This is a genomic window from Frisingicoccus sp. (genome assembly GCF_048388605.1).
Classification (GTDB): Bacteria; Bacillota; Clostridia; order Lachnospirales; family Lachnospiraceae; genus Frisingicoccus.
Window position 1 is genome coordinate 68,079 of record NZ_DBGCTU010000006.1, and the last position, 20,126, is coordinate 88,204.

20 protein-coding genes and 1 other RNA gene are annotated in these 20,126 nt (G+C 45.2%); 12 read left to right on the top strand and 9 right to left on the bottom strand.

What is annotated here, in order from left to right; genetic code table 11:
* Positions 1–63 precede the first annotated feature (63 nt).
* Together ileS and ACMN7X_RS01165 are read left to right on the top strand one after the other, a co-directional pair.
* The gene (gene ileS / locus ACMN7X_RS01160; RefSeq protein WP_418745671.1) at positions 64–3,216 is read left to right on the top strand and encodes an isoleucine--tRNA ligase; all 3,153 of its coding nucleotides are present in this window, start codon (positions 64–66) and stop codon (positions 3,214–3,216) included.
* Positions 3,217–3,228: 12 nt separating this feature from the next.
* Positions 3,229–5,739, top strand: a complete 2,511-nt coding sequence (locus tag ACMN7X_RS01165) for a glycogen/starch/alpha-glucan phosphorylase (RefSeq protein ID WP_418745672.1) — start codon at positions 3,229–3,231, stop codon at positions 5,737–5,739.
* Positions 5,740–5,804: 65 nt separating this feature from the next.
* On the opposite strand, the gene ACMN7X_RS01170 is transcribed toward ACMN7X_RS01165, so the two are convergent.
* From ACMN7X_RS01170 to ACMN7X_RS01185, 4 genes are all read right to left on the bottom strand, one after another.
* Positions 5,805–6,695, bottom strand: a complete 891-nt coding sequence (locus ACMN7X_RS01170) for a sensor histidine kinase (protein ID WP_418745673.1) — start codon at positions 6,693–6,695, stop codon at positions 5,805–5,807.
* Positions 6,696–6,705: 10 nt separating this feature from the next.
* Positions 6,706–7,530, bottom strand: coding sequence for an ABC transporter permease subunit (locus tag ACMN7X_RS01175; RefSeq protein ID WP_418745674.1), 825 nt, complete (start codon positions 7,528–7,530; stop codon positions 6,706–6,708).
* Complete coding sequence (locus tag ACMN7X_RS01180) at positions 7,523–8,437, bottom strand: ATP-binding cassette domain-containing protein (protein WP_418745675.1); 915 nt, start codon at positions 8,435–8,437, stop codon at positions 7,523–7,525. Before ACMN7X_RS01180 ends, ACMN7X_RS01175 begins: the two co-directional genes overlap by 8 nt.
* An 87-nt stretch (positions 8,438–8,524) precedes the next feature.
* Entirely contained in the window at positions 8,525–9,196 is a 672-nt protein-coding gene (locus tag ACMN7X_RS01185; RefSeq protein ID WP_418745676.1) for a response regulator transcription factor, read from the bottom strand.
* A gap of 267 nt (positions 9,197–9,463) precedes the next feature.
* On the opposite strand from ACMN7X_RS01185, the gene ACMN7X_RS01190 reads away from it, so the two are divergent.
* Entirely contained in the window at positions 9,464–9,727 is a 264-nt protein-coding gene (locus ACMN7X_RS01190) for a hypothetical protein (RefSeq protein WP_418745677.1), read from the top strand.
* 1 nt (position 9,728) lies between these two features.
* Here ACMN7X_RS01190 and ACMN7X_RS01195 read toward each other — a convergent pair whose 3' ends face one another.
* Both ACMN7X_RS01195 and ACMN7X_RS01200 read right to left on the bottom strand, forming a co-directional pair.
* Positions 9,729–10,364, bottom strand: a complete 636-nt coding sequence (locus tag ACMN7X_RS01195; protein WP_418745678.1) for a DUF2812 domain-containing protein — start codon at positions 10,362–10,364, stop codon at positions 9,729–9,731.
* Position 10,365: 1 nt separating this feature from the next.
* Positions 10,366–10,695: a PadR family transcriptional regulator gene (locus ACMN7X_RS01200; RefSeq protein WP_418745679.1), complete on the bottom strand. Its 330-nt coding sequence runs from the start codon at positions 10,693–10,695 to the stop codon at positions 10,366–10,368.
* A gap of 167 nt (positions 10,696–10,862) precedes the next feature.
* Between ACMN7X_RS01200 and ACMN7X_RS01205 the strand changes: the two genes are divergently transcribed.
* From ACMN7X_RS01205 to ACMN7X_RS01220, 4 genes are all read left to right on the top strand, one after another.
* Positions 10,863–11,111 carry a hypothetical protein gene (locus ACMN7X_RS01205; protein WP_418745680.1) on the top strand — a complete coding sequence of 83 codons (249 nt, stop codon included), beginning with the start codon at positions 10,863–10,865 and terminating at the stop codon, positions 11,109–11,111.
* Complete coding sequence (locus tag ACMN7X_RS01210) at positions 11,108–11,662, top strand: NAD(P)H-dependent oxidoreductase (RefSeq protein ID WP_418745681.1); 555 nt, start codon at positions 11,108–11,110, stop codon at positions 11,660–11,662. The genes ACMN7X_RS01205 and ACMN7X_RS01210 overlap by 4 nt, the downstream gene beginning before the upstream one ends.
* A 152-nt stretch (positions 11,663–11,814) precedes the next feature.
* Positions 11,815–12,438 (top strand): DUF6088 family protein, encoded by a 624-nt coding sequence (locus ACMN7X_RS01215; RefSeq protein WP_418745682.1) that lies wholly within the window; start codon positions 11,815–11,817, stop codon positions 12,436–12,438.
* Positions 12,425–13,345, top strand: coding sequence for a nucleotidyl transferase AbiEii/AbiGii toxin family protein (locus ACMN7X_RS01220; protein ID WP_418745683.1), 921 nt, complete (start codon positions 12,425–12,427; stop codon positions 13,343–13,345). Before ACMN7X_RS01215 ends, ACMN7X_RS01220 begins: the two co-directional genes overlap by 14 nt.
* Before the next feature lie 88 nt (positions 13,346–13,433).
* On the opposite strand, the gene ACMN7X_RS01225 is transcribed toward ACMN7X_RS01220, so the two are convergent.
* The gene (locus ACMN7X_RS01225; protein WP_418745684.1) at positions 13,434–13,985 is read right to left on the bottom strand and encodes a prolyl-tRNA synthetase associated domain-containing protein; all 552 of its coding nucleotides are present in this window, start codon (positions 13,983–13,985) and stop codon (positions 13,434–13,436) included.
* Between the two features lie 44 nt (positions 13,986–14,029).
* A complete protein-coding gene (mgtE, locus tag ACMN7X_RS01230) occupies positions 14,030–15,364 on the bottom strand; it encodes a magnesium transporter (RefSeq protein ID WP_418745685.1) in 1,335 nt (444 codons plus the stop codon).
* 211 nt (positions 15,365–15,575) lie between these two features.
* Between mgtE and ACMN7X_RS01235 the strand changes: the two genes are divergently transcribed.
* Positions 15,576–16,508 (top strand): PaaI family thioesterase, encoded by a 933-nt coding sequence (locus ACMN7X_RS01235; RefSeq protein WP_418745686.1) that lies wholly within the window; start codon positions 15,576–15,578, stop codon positions 16,506–16,508.
* 98 nt (positions 16,509–16,606) lie between these two features.
* A complete protein-coding gene (locus ACMN7X_RS01240; protein WP_418745687.1) occupies positions 16,607–17,482 on the top strand; it encodes a DegV family protein in 876 nt (291 codons plus the stop codon).
* Positions 17,483–17,549: 67 nt separating this feature from the next.
* On the opposite strand, the gene ACMN7X_RS01245 is transcribed toward ACMN7X_RS01240, so the two are convergent.
* The gene (locus ACMN7X_RS01245) at positions 17,550–18,245 is read right to left on the bottom strand and encodes an anaerobic ribonucleoside-triphosphate reductase activating protein (protein ID WP_418745688.1); all 696 of its coding nucleotides are present in this window, start codon (positions 18,243–18,245) and stop codon (positions 17,550–17,552) included.
* A 144-nt stretch (positions 18,246–18,389) separates the two neighbouring features.
* On the opposite strand from ACMN7X_RS01245, the gene lgt reads away from it, so the two are divergent.
* From lgt to ffs, 3 genes are all read left to right on the top strand, one after another.
* Entirely contained in the window at positions 18,390–19,214 is an 825-nt protein-coding gene (gene lgt, locus ACMN7X_RS01250; protein ID WP_418745689.1) for a prolipoprotein diacylglyceryl transferase, read from the top strand.
* A 3-nt stretch (positions 19,215–19,217) separates the two neighbouring features.
* Complete coding sequence (gene tadA, locus ACMN7X_RS01255; protein ID WP_418745690.1) at positions 19,218–19,718, top strand: tRNA adenosine(34) deaminase TadA; 501 nt, start codon at positions 19,218–19,220, stop codon at positions 19,716–19,718.
* Positions 19,719–19,759: 41 nt separating this feature from the next.
* Positions 19,760–20,022, top strand: an RNA gene (gene ffs, locus ACMN7X_RS01260) — signal recognition particle sRNA large type.
* Positions 20,023–20,126 lie beyond the last annotated feature (104 nt).

Genomic DNA, 20,126 nt, shown 5'->3' on the forward strand with positions numbered 1-20,126 from the left:
TTTTTCAGGACTTTCATCCTTTGCGGATGGAAGTTTATTTTTTATATAAAAGGAGGAATTATAGTGTACGAAAAAGTTTCTACGAATATGAATTTTGTGGAAAGAGAAAAAAACGTAGAAAAATTCTGGCAGGAAAATGACATTTTCAAGAAGAGTATTGAATCCCGGAAAGATGCTCCGGAATATACATTTTATGATGGACCGCCGACGGCTAATGGGAAACCCCACATCGGCCATGTGCTGACCCGTGTGATCAAGGATATGATTCCGCGTTATAAGACGATGAAAGGCTATCAGGTGCCGAGAAAGGCCGGATGGGATACCCATGGACTGCCGGTAGAGCTGGAAGTGGAAAGAATGCTCGGCCTGGATGGGAAGGAACAGATTGAAGAATATGGTTTGGTTCCTTTTATTGACAAGTGTAAAGAGAGTGTATGGAAATATAAAGGCATGTGGGAGGACTTTTCCGGTACCGTTGGTTTTTGGGCGGATATGGATCATCCATATGTGACTTATCATGATGATTATATTGAGTCCGAATGGTGGGCATTGAAACAGATTTGGGAAAAAGGCCTGTTATATAAAGGCTTTAAGGTCGTTCCTTACTGCCCGCGCTGCGGCACGCCGTTGTCGGCTCAGGAGGTTGCTCAGGGCTATAAGGATGTAAAGGAACGTTCCGCTATTGTTCGTTTTAAGGTTGTCGGCGAGGATGCTTATATTCTGGCATGGACGACTACACCGTGGACATTGCCGTCCAACGTGGCGCTTTGCGTCAATGCGGATGAAAGCTACGCAAAAGTTAAAGCGGCTGACGGTTATACCTATTATATGGCGGAAGCATTGCTGGATACCGTGCTCGGCCGGCTGAAAACCGAAGAAGCTCCGGCTTACGAGGTTCTTGCGACCTTCAAGGGAAAAGAGCTTGAATATAAAGAATATGAACCGCTCTATGAGGCGGCGGCAAAGATTGCCGAGAAACAGCACAAAAAAGCATTTTATGTATTGTGTGACGAATATGTTACGCTGACAGACGGTACCGGCGTTGTTCATCAGGCTCCGGCTTTTGGTGAGGACGATGCCCGGGTAGGCCGAAAGTATGACATGCCGTTTGTACAGCTCGTTGACTCTAAAGGGAATATGACCGAGGACACACCGTTTGCAGGAAAGTTTGTAAAGAAAGCCGATCCGCTGGTTTTGGAGGATTTGGAAAAACGGGGTCTTCTCTTTGACGCGCCGAAGTTTGAACACAGTTATCCGCATTGCTGGCGCTGTGATACGCCGCTGATCTATTATGCGAGAGAATCCTGGTTTATCAAGATGACTGCGGTCAGAGATGATCTGATCCGCAATAATAATACGATCAACTGGATTCCTGAAAGTATCGGAAAAGGCCGTTTCGGCGACTGGATTGAAAATGTTCAGGATTGGGGCATCAGCCGTAACCGTTATTGGGGAACACCGTTAAATATCTGGGAGTGCGAATGTGGTCATCAACATTCCATCGGAAGCCGTCAGGAATTATATGAGATGAGCGGTAATGAGGCTGCCAAGACTGTGGAGTTCCATCGCCCGTATATTGATGAGATCACTATCACATGTCCGAAGTGCGGCAAACCGATGAAACGTGTGCCGGAGGTTATTGACTGCTGGTTTGATTCCGGCTCCATGCCGTTTGCGCAGCATCATTATCCGTTTGAAAACGAAGATGTGTTTAAAGCCCAGTTCCCGGCGGATTTTATTTCGGAAGCGGTGGATCAGACAAGGGGTTGGTTCTATTCCCTGCTGGCGATCTCCACTCTTTTGTTTAACGAAGCGCCATATAAAAATGTTATCGTTCTCGGCCATGTTCAGGATGAAAACGGCCAGAAGATGAGTAAATCCAAAGGAAATGCAGTCGACCCGTTTGAAGCGCTGGAGACCTATGGCGCTGATGCGATCCGCTGGTATTTCTATGTAAATTCGGCTCCATGGCTGCCAAATCGATTCCACGGAAAGGCCGTTGTGGAAGGACAGCGTAAATTTATGGGCACATTGTGGAATACGTACGCATTTTTTGTCCTTTATGCGAATATTGATGAATTTGATGCCACAAAATATACATTGGAATATGAAAAATTATCCGTTATGGATAAATGGCTGTTGTCCAAATTAAATACATTGATCAAAGAAGTGGATGACGACCTTGGAAATTATCGGATTCCGGATGCAGGCCGTGCTCTTCAGGAATTTGTGGATGACATGAGTAACTGGTATGTTCGCCGCAGCCGTGAGCGTTTCTGGGCAAAGGGCATGCCGCAGGATAAGATCAATGCCTATATGACATTGTATACAGCCCTTGTGACCGTGGCTAAGGTTGCCGCTCCGATGATTCCGTTTATGACAGAGGATATTTATCAGAATCTGGTTCGCAGCATCGATCAGACGGCTCCGGAGAGTATTCATCTGTGTGATTTCCCGGAGGAAAACGAAGCCTTTATAGACCATGAATTGGAAGCGAATATGGATTTGGTACTTCAGATCGTTGTGGCCGGTCGTGCCTGCCGGAATTCGGCAAACATTAAAAACCGTCAGCCGATCGGACAGATGTACGTGAAAGCGGATTTTGAGCTTCCGGAATTTTATCAGGAAATCGTGGAAGATGAGCTGAATGTAAAGAAGATGGCTTTTGCTGAGGATGTGAGTGCATTTACATCCTATACATTCAAACCGCAGCTGCGTACTGTTGGCCCGAAATACGGAAAACTCCTCGGAGGCATCAAACAGTATCTGAGCAGTGTCGACGGCAACAAGGCGATGGCGGAGCTTAAGGAAAACGGACAGCTTACATTTGATGTGAACGGCCAGGAGGTAGCCCTTTTGGAGGAGGATCTGCTGATCGATTCCGCCCAGACAGAAGGTTATGTTTCTGTGACAGATAAAAATGTCACGGTTGTTCTGGATACCCAGTTAACGGAAGAACTGATCGAGGAAGGCTTTGTGCGCGAGATCATTTCCAAGATTCAGACAATGCGTAAGGAAGCGGATTTTGAAGTGACGGATCACATTGTTCTCTCTATGGAAGGCAATGATAAATTGAGAGCCGTTACGGAAAAGAATGCTGAAAGTGTGAAAAAGGATGTTCTTGCGGAAGAAGTGATCTTCGGAACTGTTGACGGTTATGTCAAAGAATGGAATATTAACGGTGAGACAGTGACACTTGGTGTTAAGAAAGCCTGAGAATACAGAATAATGGAGGGAATCTTATTGGAAACAAATACAGGAACAGTGGTAAAGACCCCGGCAGCAATCGGCTTTGATAAAGAAGTTTTTAAGAAGAATGTATTAGATAATTTAAAAGTTTTGTTCCGGAAGACCCTGGATACGGCGAGTCAGCAGGAAATTTTTCAGGCGGTGGCCTTTGAGGTAAAGGATTTGATCGTTGACCGCTGGCTTGCAACGCAGAAAGCTTTTAAGGAACAGGATGCAAAATATGTTTATTATTTATCCATGGAATTTTTGATGGGGAGGGCTCTCGGAAACAACCTCATTAACTTGTGCTGTTATGAAGACGTGGCGAATGTCCTTGAGGAACTCGGATTGGATATCAATGTTTTAGAAGATCAGGAGCCGGATGCGGCTCTCGGCAATGGCGGCCTGGGACGTTTGGCAGCTTGCTTTATTGAGTCCCTGTCCACCCTGAATTATCCGGTGTATGGCTGCGGCATCCGTTATAAATACGGTATGTTTAAGCAGGAAATTCATGACGGCTATCAGGTTGAAGTGCCGGATAACTGGCTGGAAAACGGCAATCCGTTTGAAATTAAACGGCCTGAATATACTCAGACGGTTAAGTTCGGCGGCTATGTTCGGATTGAATGGGATGCCCAGCGCCAGAGAAACCGTTTTATCCATGACGGATATCAGGCAGTCCATGCGGTTCCATATGATATCCCGGTCGTCGGCTACAATAATAATGTGGTCAATGCGCTCCGGATCTGGGACGCCCAGCCGATTCAGGAATTTAATCTGGCTTCCTTTGATAAAGGCGACTATCTTCATGCGGTGGAGCAGGAGAACCTGGCAAAGAATATTGTCGATGTGCTTTATCCGAATGATAATCATTACAGCGGAAAAGAGCTGCGTCTTAAACAGCAGTATTTCTTTGTATCTGCCAGTGTTCAGCAGGCGATCAAAAAGTATAAAGAATGTCATTCCGATCTGCATAAGCTTCCGGAGAAGGTCTGCTTTCAGCTGAACGATACTCATCCGACGGTAACCGTACCCGAATTGATGCGTATTCTTCTCGATGAAGAAGGCATGGAATGGGATGAAGCCTGGGAGATCACAACAAAGTGCTGCGCTTATACCAATCACACCATTATGGCGGAAGCTTTGGAAAAATGGCCGGTTGATTTATTTATGCGTCTGCTTCCGAGAATTTATCAGATTGTACAGGAGATCAATCGCCGGTTCCTTATTGAGGTGGAAGAGCGTTATCCGAATCAGTATAATAAGATTCGGAGCATGGCGATCCTCTATGAGGGCCAGGTCCGCATGGCAAATATGGCGATTGTTGCCGGTTTCTCCGTCAACGGTGTAGCCCGTCTGCATACGGAGATTCTCAAAAAACGGGAATTGAGAGATTTCTATGAAATGATGCCGGAAAAATTTAATAATAAGACCAATGGTATCACTCAGCGGCGCTTCCTTCTTCACGGCAATCCGCTGTTGGCTTCCTGGGTGACAGAAAAAATCGGAACAGATGCCTGGATCACGGATCTTCCGCTGATCAGGGGACTGGAGGCATATGCCGATGATCCGAAAGCTCAGCAGGAATTTATGGAGATTAAATATCAAAATAAACTCCGTCTGGCAAAATATATTAAAGAGCACAATCATATCGATGTGGACCCACATTCCATTTTTGATGTACAGGTCAAACGTCTGCATGAATATAAGCGCCAGTTGTTGAATATTCTGCATGTGATATATCTTTATAATCAGATGAAAGCAAATCCGGAGATGGATTTCTATCCAACGACATTTATTTTCGGAGCAAAGGCAGCCGCCGGATATCGGCGTGCCAAAGAAACGATTAAATTAATCAACTCGGTTGCGGATGTGGTCGATAATGATCCGGATATCCGCGGGCGGATCAAGGTTGTATTTATTGAAAACTACCGGGTTTCCAATGCGGAGATCATTTTTGCGGCCAGCGATGTTTCTGAGCAGATTTCCACGGCCAGCAAGGAGGCTTCCGGCACCGGCAATATGAAGTTCATGCTGAACGGTGCGGTGACCCTGGGTACAATGGATGGCGCCAATGTGGAGATCGTTGAGGAAGTTGGCGAGGAAAACGCCTTTATTTTCGGTATGTCCTCCGAGGAGGTCATGGCTTATGAGGCGAACGGCGGTTATCATCCGGAAGGGATTTACCGCAATGACCCGGATATCCACAGAATTCTTGATCAGCTGGTGGATGGAACTTTCAGCCATGGCGACCGGGAAATGTTCAGGGAAATTTATAATTCCTTCCTGGCACCATCCTATGGCCGGGCGGATCAGTATTTCATTCTGAAAGATTTCCGTTCCTATGCGGAAGCGCGTGAGCGGGTCAATAAAGCTTATCAGGATAAAGCCCGTTGGGCAAAGATGGCGATGCTGAATACGGCCAATTCCGGAAAGTTCACTTCGGATAGAACCATTGAAGAATATGTCAGAGATATCTGGCATCTGAAAAAAATAGCTGTAGAACTTTAATTTAAAAATCCTGCCCGGAAAGCTTGAAACGCTTTCTGAGGCAGGATTTCTTTATTAAAGTTTGATTATTCCGGGAAGGCGAGGGTGATGATCAGGAAGCTGTCATGGCAGCAGGCATCGATGCGGCCGCCCATGGCTTCCGTCAGGGTTTTTGCTATGGAGAGGCCGAGCCCGGTGGAGTGGCTGCCGCTGGATACGGTGTAAAACCGGTCGAATAGGTGACCGGCCTGAATTTCATCCAGTCCGGGGGCATGGTTGATAAAATGCAGTGTTCCATCGACATCCATTTGTACGGAAAAGTCGCCGTCGCTGTATTTGGCCGCATTGCTGACGATATTCGACAATATCCGCGATAAGGCGGCCGGATTCAGACAGCGGAAGACCTCTTTTTCCGGCAGCTCAATCTTCGGCTCGATGCCGGCTTTTTTGAAGGTTCCATAGTAACCGGCAAGACATTCTTCCAGGGCCCGTGTCAGAGAGAGGTTTTCCCGCTGCTCATATTTATCCACGGAAACAATGACAGAGTAGCGGAAGAGCTCTTCTGTCAGATCCTTTAAGGTTTGGATTCGCCCATCGATCACGGACAGATATTCGCGGACGGTATCGGAAACCTCTTCCCGGGTCAACAGCTCCATATAGCCGCAGATGGCGGTCAGAGGTGTCCGAAGATCGTGGGAGATACCGGAAACCGCATTTTTTAATTCGAAATCTCCCAGAGTGCAGCGAATATGCTCTCTGCGGAGTATTTTCAGCTGACGGTCAATATCGGCGGCCAGCAGCCGCATTTTTTTATCTGAGGCAGAAATGCCGATGCCAACGTTTGTGTCCTCTTTCAGCCGGTCGGCAAACTGGGAGCGAATCCGGTCCGCAGCCTGACGCATGGAAAAAATTTTCCACAGGCACAGGAGAAGACCGGTTGTTGACAGTGTACACAAAATGCAAAGTAATGGAACCATAGAAACTCCTTTATTTGAGATCCTTTTTTCGGAAACAGAAGATTCCGAGAATATTGGATACAATAATGATCAACAGAGAATAGATCCCCATGCGGAACGGATGGGGAACTTCCAGGTTCCCAATCTGCGAACACTGGCCTGAAGGCAGGAAGTCCATGAAAAACTGGTAAATTTCCCGTTTTATGCCCGAAATATAATTTGGATTGGCCATCATTTCAAGGCTGCTCTCTCCATTTGTTATGGATACGGCTTCGTACATTTCCGGCTGGGCAAGCTCAGAATAGATGAAAATGGCTATAAAAAGCAGAACAAAGGCTGCCAGAATACAGATCATCACCGAGTGGGCTTTATTTGAGCAGAGCATGCCGATGACATTAAAAATTGAGGCATAGGCAATGATGACCAGCAGACTGTCTAAAAACAGCAGCCCAAAGGTATTTGCCGGCATTTGGGGCATGCCGAACAACGGTATTCCAACGGCAAGATTGACGGCAAGTCCCCAGAGGAAGAGCAGGAGCCCCATAAAGGCGCAGGTGACCAAATTGGCCGCATAGATGCTGTTCCGGCTTTGCCCGATGATGATTTTGTTGCGGATTGTCCCATCGCTGTAATCGGTGCCTATAAATAGGCTGATGAGGACAGACATCACAATGCCGATGATAAATAAAAAGGCAAAGATGACACTGTCCAGAGGCATGTCGCTCTCCAGCTTAAGCATGACATCGTAGGAAGAAAACAGCATGATGCCGTTCCAAAGAAGGAAAAAGGCTAAGGAGAAGCCGAGAGACAGGCTGTTTCTTAACCGGATAAAATTCGAATGAAGTAATTTACGCATGCTCTTCACCTCCGATCAGACGTATATAATAACTCTCCAGACTTTCATCTTTTTCGTTGATGCTGATGACGTTGCAGTTTTCCCCGGCAAGCTTCAGAGTCATATCGGTGATATCTACATGGCCGTAAATGTCGGCTTCTGTATCGGAAATAATGGCATAGTCCATTTTTTCTTTATCCAGAATACGGATCAGCGCCTGAATATCGGTCACTTCAATGTGCATACATTTGCGGCAGGCGGCTTCGAGATCTTCAGCGCTGATCTCCCGGACAATATGGCCTTTATCGATAAATCCGTAGTGGGTTGCCAATTTGGACAGCTCATCCAATATATGGCTGGATATCAAAAAGGTCATCTGATGTTCCCGGTTCAGCTTCAGAATCAGTTCACGGATCTCGACAATTCCCTGGGGATCCAGCCCGTTGACCGGCTCGTCCAAAACGAGGAAATCCGGGTCGCCGGCCAGGGCAATGGCGATGCCGAGGCGCTGTCGCATGCCGAGAGAGAAATTTTTTGCTTTTTTCCGGCCGACATGGGCAAGGCCGACCAGGGCGAGCAGTTCATCAATGCCCTCGAGGGATGGTTTGCCAAGAATCATATACTGGTGCTTTAAGTTATCTATGGCGCTCATATTCAGATAAATCGATGGTGTTTCCACAACCGCGCCCATGCGGCGGCGGGAATCGTGAAGATGAATGTCCTCGTTTTTTCTGCCGTAGAGCGTATATTCGCCGGAAGTCGGGGATTGAAGCCCGCAGATCAGGCGGATCAGGGTTGTCTTTCCTGCGCCGTTTTTTCCGATAAATCCATAAATGGCCCCCTTTGGAACCTTCATTGTTAAATGATCCAACGCTTTAAAATGGCCGTAATGTTTTGAAAGAGCCTGCGTTGTCAATACATATTCCATATAATAGCCTCCTTATATTTGCTAAGGACATTGTAAATACGGGAGGTTAAGAGCGCGGTAAAGGAAAAGGTAAAGAAAGGGTAAAGATTAGACATTGTCCTCTTTCAGTTTAAAACCGATTCCCCAGACCGCCTCAATATAGTCTTTGCCGCTGACATCCCGGAGCTTTTTGCGAAGATTACTGATATGGACTTTTAAAGAACTTTCCATGCAGTCCGGCGTATCCGCACTGATGCGTTCCAGCATGACAGATTTCGTGATGACCTGCCTTGGGTTGTGCATGAGAAGCTTCAAAATGGCAAATTCTGTTTTTGTTAAATGAACATCTGTGGATTCCACAGAAACACGGTGACTTGTCTCATCAAGCGTAAGCTCTTTAAAGCGCAGAAGCCGGCCGCCTTCGGTCATGGGCCGGCTGCGGAGCTGAACCGTGATCCGAGCAAGAAGTTCATCAATTTCAAAAGGCTTTGTGAGATAATCCGCGGCGCCGCTGAGAAGAACATTGACTTTATTTTCAACGTCCACCTTAGCGCTGATGACAATGACAGGAATATCCCGGATTTTCCCCAGAATTTCTTCGCCGGAAAGTCCCGGCAGCATGAGGTCGAGGAGAATCAGGTCCGGCTGCCGCTGCTCAAACAGAAGAAGAGCTTCCGTGCCCGAATAGGCACGCAGGACAGAGTATCCGGCTTTCTTCAAAACCTCTTCCAGCATATTTCCTATATAACAATCATCATCGACAATAGCTATTGTATACATATATTCACCCACTTTGTTTTGACAAGTGATTTTATTTTATCACGAGGGAAAATGGAAACCAAGGTTTGGGGAAAGGAATTAAGAAACTTGTAGGATTTGCGTTAGATTGCACCCTTTCGGGCATCCCGTATGTCAGATGCTTCGCATGGGCGTGCTTCGTCAGGCTTCGCACGATGAGGTATTGTTTTTGTCGAACGAAAAAGATGGATTTTATATTTTGCAGAAGTTATAATAGTCTTAAAGCAGATAATACAAGGGGTGATACATATGACAGAACATGAATTACTGTTAGAAATGTCCAATATTTTAGACGCGAAGCTGGAGCCTTTGAAAAAGGATATTCAGGCCATAAAGATTGACATAGAGCAGGATGTGAAACCGAATATTCATATTCTTGCAGAAAATTATATGCCGGCGGCTCAGCGCTATGCGGCGGCAACAAATCAGATAGAATCGCTTCAAAGAGATGTTTCGCTGATTAAAAAGGTTGTTGCCGGGCACAGTGCAAAGCTCGATGAGATTTCGGCCTGAATTAATAAAATGATGTGAGGATCAGGCAGAAGATGACCAGAATCATTGCCAGCGGAAAGAGAATCTGCGCAGATGGGACAAAGCCGGCCTGTTCGCCCGCCCGGATCCGTTTTACGTTTTTTATGGCCAGATGGAAGGTAACTGAGATGAGCAGCAACACGGCGGCTTCCAGTATAAAAATATACCCTTGAGGACGGCCCGCGGCATAAGAGTAAGCGGCATAGCAGAGCATAAAAAGCCCTGAGATCAGCGTGAGTATGGAACAGGCGCGGAGTATGGCGCACCAGCGGTTCTCCATCATGTATAGAGAATCTTTATCTGTATAAATTTTTACATCTTCCGGGGAAAGTTCCGGCGTATATGGACGGCGGAAGTAGTGCCAGCCGTTAAACGTGGAGTTGACATATTCCCATCCGGCATCCTCAAAACATTCAATATAGCGGTTTTTGTCCGGAATCTTTGGGCAAAAATCCAGTTGATAGATATAGCGGACACTGTCATCACGCCGGAATGTTGAGTGAAAACAGCCGCCCTTGACTAATTGAAGTCCGTTTTTGGAGGCTTCATTTAAATCCTCTTCCTCCCGCTTATATTCCCATACAGCGTAAAATTTGTGACTTGTGATTGTATCTTTCATATCAATTTTCCTCCCCGATAACTTCATTTGAAATCTTCACCAGATATTTCAGCCGTCTTATTTCCTGTTTTAAGGCTTCCCGGCCGGAATCCGTCAATTCATAAAGACGTTTCCGCTTGTCCTCCGGATGATCGCTGAAGGTTTCACGAATCCATCCCTTTTTCATCATATTGTCCGTGGCGCCGTACATGGTGCCGGAACCGATTTTTACATATCCCTGCGAAAGTTCGGCCGTTTTCTGCATAATGCCGTATCCGTGGAGCGGCCCATGATAAAGACAGAGCAGAATATAAAAATAACTTTCAGTCAGCGGTTCATTTTTTCCTGGCATTTGAATCCTCCTGTATCAAAATGCATTATGTCGAGTGACGATATATCATCTTTAAATATATCGTATCACGATATATATCGGGCGTCAACATATATTTTTAAAATTCCAAAAAATTATTCCTTAATCCAGTCCCGGATGGTATACTGTAAGCAGAAGGGGTGGTTGATGTGTTGACAATTTTTAATCGTGAGGAATTAACAGTGACATTTTCGCTGGAGGAACTGAATCGGATTCAGAATATTCTGGCGGAAAATAAGTTGGAATATAGGGTGAAAAGCTGTTTAAAAGGTGGCATTGACCGGGCAAGAATGGGAAGTATGGGGATGAATCCGGAGAAGATGCAGGAATATATCATCTATGTGCATAAAGACGATTTTGAAAGGGCCGTGCGGCTGATAAGGAGGAATATGGAATGAAAACACTATTTATTAATGCCTGTGTGCGCGAGGAGTCGAGAACGCTTCAGCTGTGCCGGGAATATATGAAACGGCATTGGGAGAAAGAAACGGTGACAGAGGTTTCTTTGAAGGACAGTCTGCTGACACCGGTCAACGAGACAATGCTGCGGCAGAGAGATGCAGATATATCTGTCGGTGATTTTTCATCATCCCGGTATGATTGGGCAAAAGATTTTGCGGATGCGGATGAAATATTAATTGGCGCACCCTATTGGGACTGCAGTTTTCCGTCGATGCTGAAGGTATATCTTGAACATGTGTGTGTGAATGGGATTACCTTTGGATATGGAAGCGACGGAGCTCCGATGGCGCTGTGCAAAGCAAAAAAACTGATTTATATAACAACCGCCGGCGGTTATCTGGCTTCCCCAAATTCATTGGAGCTTTATCTGAAAGAATTGTGCGCCATGTTTGGGATTGGTGAAATGGAGATGCACAAAGCGGAAGGCCTGGATATCTGGGGAAATGATGTCGATGCTATTTTAAAAGAAGCTATGGAAAAGTTATAAAAAAGATGTTGGATAAATTCGTTAAAATGAAGGTGTGGATAAAACCAGAAATATGCGAAAGAATATCATTGACATAGAAATTATCAATGAATATAATGAACTTAACAAAATAGATATATATAAACTAAAATATTTAGAAAGGGGAGTCGGCAATGCTATACAACTATATAGAAGAACATTATAAAGAAGCAGAACCTATTTTCTTTTCGGATTTGGAAAGAGGGGAAATTACAAAGTCTGCTTTGAGTCAGCAGCTGAAGAAGCTGTGCGATAAAGGATTGTTGCAGAAATATGATACAGGAGTATATTTTATTCCCAAGAAAACTTTATTAAATTCTATCATTGGGCCTAATGCGGATTTGGTGGCAAGATATCGTTTCATTTCTAAAGGGGACAATATAGATGGGTTTTACGGTGGAAATTCGTTTGCAAATCAGCTTGGAATTACCACACAGGTGCCCAGAGTGGTTGAGATTGTAAGTAATAACACCAATTCTTCGGGCAGAGAGGTCAGAATTGGCAACAGAAGATTTTATGTGCGGCAACCCGTTGCGCCTATAACCAAAGAGAATGTATATGTGTTGCAGATGCTTGAATTGCTGAAAAATTTGGATGCGTATTTAGACTACTCCTACGAAGAGGCACGGGAGAGGTTTGCCGAATATATATCAGTTCACGGGATAAGAAGAAGTGATGTGGATCTTTATATTAGAAAATATCCTATAGTTACGTTTAAATATTATTACGAACTGGAGTTGGATCATGTACTTGCATAAAGAAAACAAAGAGTTGTTTCGAGATGTGATTTTATTGACTTCACAGAAATTAGAGGTCAGCGAGGACATTGTAGAGAAAGACTATTATGTTACTTTAATCTTAAAGAAGCTTTCTCAGATAGACTATCCGATTGTGTTCAAGGGTGGAACGTCCCTTTCTAAAGCCTTTAATGTAATTGATCGATTTTCTGAGGATATTGATATTACATTTTCGGAACATTTGGGAGAGGCAAGAAGAAAAAAATTAAAATATAAAATACTTAAGCCTATAGCTGATGAACTGGGGCTTGTTATTCGTAACTTTGACTCTGTTGAAAGTGATAAAAACCTGAATCACTATGATTTTTATTATGAGCCGGTGGCAGGCGACCGGGTAATCAATGCGATTCCGCCATATGTTAAATTGGAAACGTCTTTAATGTCTTATGCATTTCCTACAGAGGAAAGAAAGCTGGGAAACTATATATTGGATGCGCTTGGAGCTGATGAAAAGGTACTTATTTCGGCTTATGATTTACAACCGTTTCCTATGAGGGTACAGTCATTGAATCGAACGTTGATAGACAAGATTTTTGCTCTTTGTGATTACTATCTGCAAGGAAAGGCTCATAGAAATGCGAGACATTTATATGATATTTACAAGCTTGCTGATTATGTAGAGGTTGATGAAGAATTTATAAATCTTTTAAAAGAAGTTCGATCTCATCGAATTGAGATGGGAAGGGAAATTGCGCCGGCGGCACCGCTGGATGTTAATATTTTAGAGTTGGTACAACGGATTTGCGATGAGGAATTTTATAAAGAAGATTATGAAGAGACAACACTTAAGTTGATTTCTGATTCCCTGGAGTATGAAATAGTAAAGAATCATTATAAGGAATTGGCAAAGAAAATATTTGAAGGTTAAGTAAGAAGTAGCTGGGAGCACAAGAGGCGGGACGCCCTGTGGAGGGGTTCCGCCTCTTGCTCTATACTGTATGGCTGTGACGAATATCTCAGAGTGTCACGAAGGTCGGTTCATGCCCGGTATATTTTAGAAATTTCTCATAGATATCCGAGGTTTTTATCTGCAGGCTGGAGGTGTTGACACACGGGTGACAGCCCATATATTCACGGGTCAGGGCCTCCCGGTCGATAAGCAGATGAACCCGGTGTTCTTTATCGTTCATCAGCCCCAGGATACTGACAGAACCGGGATGGATATCCAGGTATTTTACCATAAATTCCTCCTCAGCAAAAGACAGCCGTGCCGTGCCGATCTGTTTGGAGAGGACAGCCGTGCGGAATTTTTTGTGATGGGGCAGAAGAAGCAGGTAAAATTCTGTTTTTTGAGTGTTGCGCAAAAAAAGATTTTTACAGTGTTCGATATTCAAAAGAGTGTCGACACCGTCGCAGTCCTCCATAGTCATGGCCGGGGCATGGTCCAGCCGGCGGAAAGGAATATTTAATTGTTCCAGAAGCCGATAGGTTCTCAACTCCCGTTCCTGCCGCCCGGAGGTATCCGACGGCGCGCCGTCATAGACTGTAGGGTCGATAATAACAGACATAAAAAGGCCTTCTTTCATCGATAGTAATAAAAAATATGCGGGTGTCAGATATGAAGGATCACACCGGCAATTTTAAAGTACATCATCAGCGATAATGCGTCGACGATGGTTGTGATAAACGGGCTGGCCATAACCGCCGGGTCAAAGCCGAGACGTTTGGCCAAAACCGGCAGCGAGCAGCCGACCAGCTTGGCAAATATAACGGTGACGATCAGGGTAAAGCAGACGACCATTGCAATGGTGACGGATACCCGGTCAATAATAAGCAGTTTTACAAAATTGGCCGCGGCCAGAGTGACCCCGATCAAAATGCCGACACAGAGTTCTTTCAACAGGATTTTCAGCGTATCGGAATAGTCTATCTCATTCAGAGAAAGCCCACGGATAATGGATACGGACGCCTGACTTCCGGCATTACCGCCGGTGTCCATAAGCATCGGAATAAATGCGGTCAAAACCACGTAGGAAGCCAGAGCCGCTTCATAGTGGGAGATGATCCGGCCGGTAAAGGTGGCGGATATCATTAAAATCAAAAGCCATGGAATACGTTTCTTCCATGTTTCCAACACGCCGGTTTTCATATAGGGTTTATCTGTCGGCGTGATAGCCGCCATTTTTTCAATATCTTCTGTCGCTTCCTGCTGCAGGATGTCCACGATATCATCGACCGTGATGATGCCGACAAGGCGGTTTTCGCTGTCGACAACAGGGATGGAGGTGAAATCGTATTTCTGGAAAAGCTGAGCGACTTCCTCCTGATCAGTTTGTGTGCTGACAGATATGACATGGTCCTCCATAATATTAATCATCTTTTCCACCGGGTCGCTCAAGAGCAGACGGCGCAGGGAAATAGCGCCGAGCAGACGGCGGTGCGGATTCAGGATATAACAGGTATTGATGGTTTCTTTATCAATACCTTCCATGCGGATTTTCCGGAGAGACTGCTCCACCGTGTAGGATTCCTTTAAATCCATAAATTCCACGGTCATAATACTTCCGGCAGAGTCATCCGGGTACTGGAGAAGATGATTGATATCACGGCGTGTTTCCGGGTCAGCATTGGCCAGGAGCTTTTTTACCACATTGGCAGGCATTTCATCAATCAGGTCCGCCGCGTCATCGGCATTCAGATTGTCCAGAATATGTCCTGCTTCCCTGTCGGACAGGGCGATGATAATATCCTGCTCGAGTTCGATGGGAAGATAGGAAAATACGTCGGCTGCCAGAGACTTTGGAAGCAGTCGAAAAATTTTGGTCCGCTCATTTTCAGGAAATTCTTCGATCAGCGCGGCGATATCCACCGGATTCATCTCGGCGATTTCCTGGCGGGCTTCCATGTACAGCTTGTTTTCTAATAATTCATTAATCTTATTAAACATTGCCATTCTCCTTTTCGGTATGCAGTTTTTACAAAATCAGAGGGCTTGGGCCCGGGAACGTCGAGAAAACTTTCTATATGATGTTTCATAAAAACCACCTGCCTTTCAGAAAAATGTCATTAATTTAGTATATCACAAAAAAATAAAATGACCAGTCCTGCCATTGTTTTTTTATGAATTAACAGATATAATAGTGTGGGATGTGATAAAAATGAGAATTACGAAAATTTTATTAAACGGAGTGGGAGAATCGTTGATTTTTTCCTATCCGGAGAATACAGTTCCGGGAGATGAGAATTTTAAAATCGGTTTTTCATTAAACCGGATGGCAAAAGATGAAAAGATTCATTTTGGCAGTGACCGGGTATCCAGCTATCATGTGTTGTTGGAGGGCCGGACGGAGGTGCTGAACAGTAAGCTTGGGAAACGGGCATTTGAGACGGGTCAGACTTTTTCCTGTGAAGAGGAAGAACAGGTGGAATTGATGGGCGAGGGCCGGGTATTTAATATGTTTATGTCGGGCGGAGTTCGTGGATTTATTCGGAAAATGCCTCTTGAAAAGGAAAAGAAAATGCGCGCCGGAGAGGCTATGGGCGGCTGTGTGATGGCGTTTTTTGGATTTGACGGGGAATTTTCCCTGATGTGCAGTGATGAAAAACTGGTGTGTGAGGCCGGAAGCGCAGTCATTATTCAGGCCGATAAGCAGGAGTTCTTTAATTTGAATATTATTCCGGAGAAGGCCGGAATGTCCGTTGCCTGTGTGACGGGAGTCATGCTGAACAGTCATGATTTTGGAAAATATATCGGTGTTCATTTGCTGGAGCGGAGCGAAGGAACCTGCAGGGCCCGGCTGGACATTTGTCCGAATCATATGAATCCGATAGGAACAGTTCACGGGGGCTGTCTGTTTACGCTGGCAGATGCGGTCTGCGGTATTGCGGCTTCATCTCTGGGCGGTATCTGCACCACGGTAAACAGTAATATACAGTTTTTGAATGCGGCCTTTTATCCGAAATACCTGGTTGCGGAGGCAAAACCGAAAAAAATCGGCCGGAAGATCAGAACTTTTCTGGTGGAAATCCGGGATGACAGGGATATATTGATCTGTACGGTGGATATGGTATTTTATAGCCTGCAGCAGTGACCTGAATAGATGAATTGGTCGGAAAAGATATTGCGATGCAGATTTTCTTGTGGTAAAATGAGCCTGACTATAGGCAAAGAAACTGGAGGAACGAGACAATGGGTGATTTAGGTTTTATGATAACCACCGATACATGCTGTGACTTGCCGGAGAGTTATATCAAAGAAAATGGGCTTGATTTGGTTACACTCTATTATAATATGAATGGCACTGCTTATGGCAAGGAAGTTGAACTTGAAGTGAAAGAATTTTACGACAGGATGCGGGCCGGTGAAATGCCGACAACCATGGCTGCCAATCCGGAAGAGCTTCAGGCTATGTTTGAGAGATATTTAAAAGAGGGCAGAGATATTCTGCATCTGGCATTTTCTTCGGAATTAAGCAGCAGTTATAATAATGCGGCGATTGTGGCGAGGGAGTTAAATGAGCAATATACGGAAAATAAAGTTATCGTTATTGATACTTTGTCTGCCTCTCTGGGGCAGGGTCTGATCGTCTATAAGGCGGTACAGCTTCGAGATGAGGGAAAAACGATTGATGAGACCGCTGCCTGGGTTGAGGAAAATAAACTGCATTTTTGCCATCAGTTTACGGTGGATGATTTAAATCATCTTTATCGGGGCGGAAGAGTTTCAAAATTGACGGCTGTTGCAGGAACCCTGATTCACGTTAAACCGATCCTTCATGTGAGTGATGAAGGAAAATTAATTCCGATTGGCAAAGTCCGGGGACGGAAGAAATCTTTGACGGCCCTTGTGGATAATATGGAGCGGACCATCGGCAGCTATCGTGATAAAAATGACATTGTGTTTATCAGCCACGGCGATGCCCTTGAGGATGCGGAATATGTGGCCGGGCTTGTCAGAGAGAGATTTGGCATTGAAAACTTTTTGATCAACCCGGTAAGTCCGACGATCGGCGCCCATTCCGGGCCGGGAACCATAGCGCTGTTTTATATGGGAGATCGGAGATAAAAGAAAAGGATAACGAATAAAAAAGACGGAAGCAATTTGTGATGAATTGTTCCCGCCTTTTTGTTTATTAGTCGATCCCCCGAAGAAATACCTGGGGAATATAGGTTTGCATTAATGCCTGCATTGCTGTCAGCTCTTCTTTGGAATAACTGGAGAAGATCGGCATGATGACGTCCTCCGAAGCCACATAGGACTGGAGATAGTAAGCCATCGAGCCTTCCAGCCAACGGGCGATCTGATACATGTCATCGATGGAGTGAAGCTCGCGGACAACAGTCGTGCGGAACTCGTAATCCAGACCGCTGTCGCGGATCAGATCGACAGACAGTTTAATGCGGGTCAGATCCAGATTAGCCAAACCGGCCGTTTTGGCATATTTTTCCTGACTGTTTTTAATATCCATGGCGACATAGTCGACAAGGCCTTCATTAAACAGATGGTCAAGCTGAATCGGGTCATAGCCGTTAGTATCCAGTTTAACGAGATATCCCATGCTTTTAATATCATAGAGCAGTTCTCTTAAATCCGGCTGGAATGTCGGTTCACCGCCCGTAACACATATGCCGTCCAGCACCCCTCTGCGTTTCTCGAGAAAAGTATAAATTTCTTCCAAAGGAATATTCGGAAGCTGCGCTGCTTTTGTGACGAGAGAACCATTGTGACAGAAAGGGCATTTGAACTGACAGTTGCCGACAAATAATGTGGCAGCCACGTGTCCGGGATAGTCTAATAAAGTTGTTTTTGCAAGTCCTTTGATTTCCATGCGCATACCCTCTTCGAATTTTAAATCTTACCCTCTTATTCTAGCATAAAACGAAAACGTGTACAATGAAATTAAATTTGAATTATTGAAAAAAGTGTAGTAATATACTCACTAAGCAGATTTTAAAGATTGGAGGTCGAAACAATGGACAGATTTATCATACACAATTTGTTCGGCATCGAAGGTTTTAATATCGCCTGGTATGGGGTGATCATCGGCTGCGGAATGATTCTGGCCACCTGCATCGCCGCCTGGAGAGCGCAGAAAGCAGGGTATAAAGCCGATCTGATTATTGATTTTGTTTTATTTGCGGTGCCGATCGCTATTATCTGTGCCCGCATTTATTATGTGGTTTTTGAATGGGAATATTACAGTCAGGATTTAACTCAGATTTTTAACATCCGGGGCGGCGGCCTGGCAATTTACGGCGGTGTGATCGGCGGAGTCGTTACGGCGATTGTTTTCTGCAGGATTCAGAAATTTCCCCTTCTTAAACTGATGGATTTTGCCATGCCGAGTCTTTTGCTGGGGCAGATCATCGGCCGCTGGGGAAATTTTGTCAACCAGGAAGCCTTTGGAAATGTAATTACCAATCCGAAATTACAGTTTTTCCCGTACGGCGTTTTTATTGACGAACTGCAGGAGTGGCATCAGGCAACTTTCTTTTATGAGAGTGTATCAAATCTTATACTTTTCATTGTTATGATGATCGTCGCTAAAAGAGTGAAAAAGGATGGCTGGATGACAGTACTCTATCTGTGCGGTTACGGAGCAATACGGTGTTTCATTGAAGGACTTCGCGCGGACAGCCTGTATTTGATTCCGGGCGTGCGGGTTTCACAGCTTTTATCGGCTGTTTTGATCGGAGTCGGCCTTGGTATTGCCTGGGGAATTCATTCCGGGCGGCTGCAGTCCAAAACCTATAAAGGAAAATATTTATCAGATAATGTGCGGCAGGATGGGGAATAATTTATGACGCAGGATGAGAAATACATGAAAGAGGCCATGAAGCAGGCAAAGAAGGCGGCAGCCATTGAAGAGGTGCCGATCGGATGCGTCATTGTCTATGAGGATAAAATTATTGCCAGGGGCTATAATAAGAGAAACCTGAAAAAAAATACGCTGGCTCATGCGGAGATCATTGCCATGAATAAGGCCAGCAGGGTCATCGGCGACTGGAGGCTTGAAGGCTGCACCATGTATGTGACTCTGGAACCCTGTCCGATGTGTGCCGGGGCCATTGTGCAGGCGAGAATTCCCAGAGTTGTCATCGGTTCCATGAATCCGAAAGCGGGATGTGCCGGTTCGGTTTTGAATGTGCTGCAGACGGAAGGCTTTAACCATCAGGTGACTCTGGAAACGGGAGTTCTCGGCGCGGAGTGCTCCGAGATGCTCAGCAGCTTTTTTAAAGAACTTCGAAAACTGAAAAAGGCTCAAAAAAAGGCGAAAGACCAGTTCTTGACAGAAAAATGAAAACAAGATATACTGGTTGATACGACAATGTTATAACTTTTCCGTGCAGCCGGGGAGATAGCGGTGCCTTGTACCTGCAATCCGCTACAGCAGGGGTGATATCCTGTCTGAGGGTCATATCCTGTGGAGCTGCCCTGTATAAGTGGCGTTGAAGCCTGGGTCTTACGCAACAGAAACCCGTGAACCGTGTCAGGTCAGGAATGGAGCAGCACTAAGCGGGACCTTCTGTGTGCCGTGAGGGTGCCTGGGCGGAGTTAACTGTACAGGTAACGTCTGTGGGAGTGATTCGAAGCAGGATGCACGGATTTTAAACACATAAAAGTTCTCGTTTGAATAGCGGGAGCTTTTCTTTTTCGGAAGGATATTGCATTTATTTCATGTATCATTTATCATAAGAAGTGTGTTTTG

What these genes read in the sequence shown, in the direction of transcription:
- ACMN7X_RS01245 (WP_418745688.1), bottom strand. Translation starts at nt 18,245, where the DNA reads ATGGAAATCAAAGGACTTGCAAAAACAACTTTATTAGACTATCCCGGA.
- ACMN7X_RS01195 (WP_418745678.1), bottom strand. Translation starts at nt 10,364, where the DNA reads ATGAAAGATACAATCACAAGTCACAAATTTTACGCTGTATGGGAATAT.
- ACMN7X_RS01165 (WP_418745672.1), top strand. Translation starts at nt 3,229, where the DNA reads ATGGAGGGAATCTTATTGGAAACAAATACAGGAACAGTGGTAAAGACC.
- ACMN7X_RS01175 (WP_418745674.1), bottom strand. Translation starts at nt 7,530, where the DNA reads ATGCGTAAATTACTTCATTCGAATTTTATCCGGTTAAGAAACAGCCTG.
- ACMN7X_RS01240 (WP_418745687.1), top strand. Translation starts at nt 16,607, where the DNA reads ATGGGTGATTTAGGTTTTATGATAACCACCGATACATGCTGTGACTTG.
- ACMN7X_RS01200 (WP_418745679.1), bottom strand. Translation starts at nt 10,695, where the DNA reads ATGCCAGGAAAAAATGAACCGCTGACTGAAAGTTATTTTTATATTCTG.
- mgtE (WP_418745685.1), bottom strand. Translation starts at nt 15,364, where the DNA reads ATGTTTAATAAGATTAATGAATTATTAGAAAACAAGCTGTACATGGAA.
- ACMN7X_RS01180 (WP_418745675.1), bottom strand. Translation starts at nt 8,437, where the DNA reads ATGGAATATGTATTGACAACGCAGGCTCTTTCAAAACATTACGGCCAT.
- ACMN7X_RS01225 (WP_418745684.1), bottom strand. Translation starts at nt 13,985, where the DNA reads ATGTCTGTTATTATCGACCCTACAGTCTATGACGGCGCGCCGTCGGAT.
- ACMN7X_RS01215 (WP_418745682.1), top strand. Translation starts at nt 11,815, where the DNA reads ATGCTATACAACTATATAGAAGAACATTATAAAGAAGCAGAACCTATT.
- ACMN7X_RS01220 (WP_418745683.1), top strand. Translation starts at nt 12,425, where the DNA reads ATGTACTTGCATAAAGAAAACAAAGAGTTGTTTCGAGATGTGATTTTA.
- ACMN7X_RS01185 (WP_418745676.1), bottom strand. Translation starts at nt 9,196, where the DNA reads ATGTATACAATAGCTATTGTCGATGATGATTGTTATATAGGAAATATG.
- ACMN7X_RS01170 (WP_418745673.1), bottom strand. Translation starts at nt 6,695, where the DNA reads ATGGTTCCATTACTTTGCATTTTGTGTACACTGTCAACAACCGGTCTT.
- ACMN7X_RS01190 (WP_418745677.1), top strand. Translation starts at nt 9,464, where the DNA reads ATGACAGAACATGAATTACTGTTAGAAATGTCCAATATTTTAGACGCG.
- ACMN7X_RS01235 (WP_418745686.1), top strand. Translation starts at nt 15,576, where the DNA reads ATGAGAATTACGAAAATTTTATTAAACGGAGTGGGAGAATCGTTGATT.
- tadA (WP_418745690.1), top strand. Translation starts at nt 19,218, where the DNA reads ATGACGCAGGATGAGAAATACATGAAAGAGGCCATGAAGCAGGCAAAG.
- ACMN7X_RS01210 (WP_418745681.1), top strand. Translation starts at nt 11,108, where the DNA reads ATGAAAACACTATTTATTAATGCCTGTGTGCGCGAGGAGTCGAGAACG.
- lgt (WP_418745689.1), top strand. Translation starts at nt 18,390, where the DNA reads ATGGACAGATTTATCATACACAATTTGTTCGGCATCGAAGGTTTTAAT.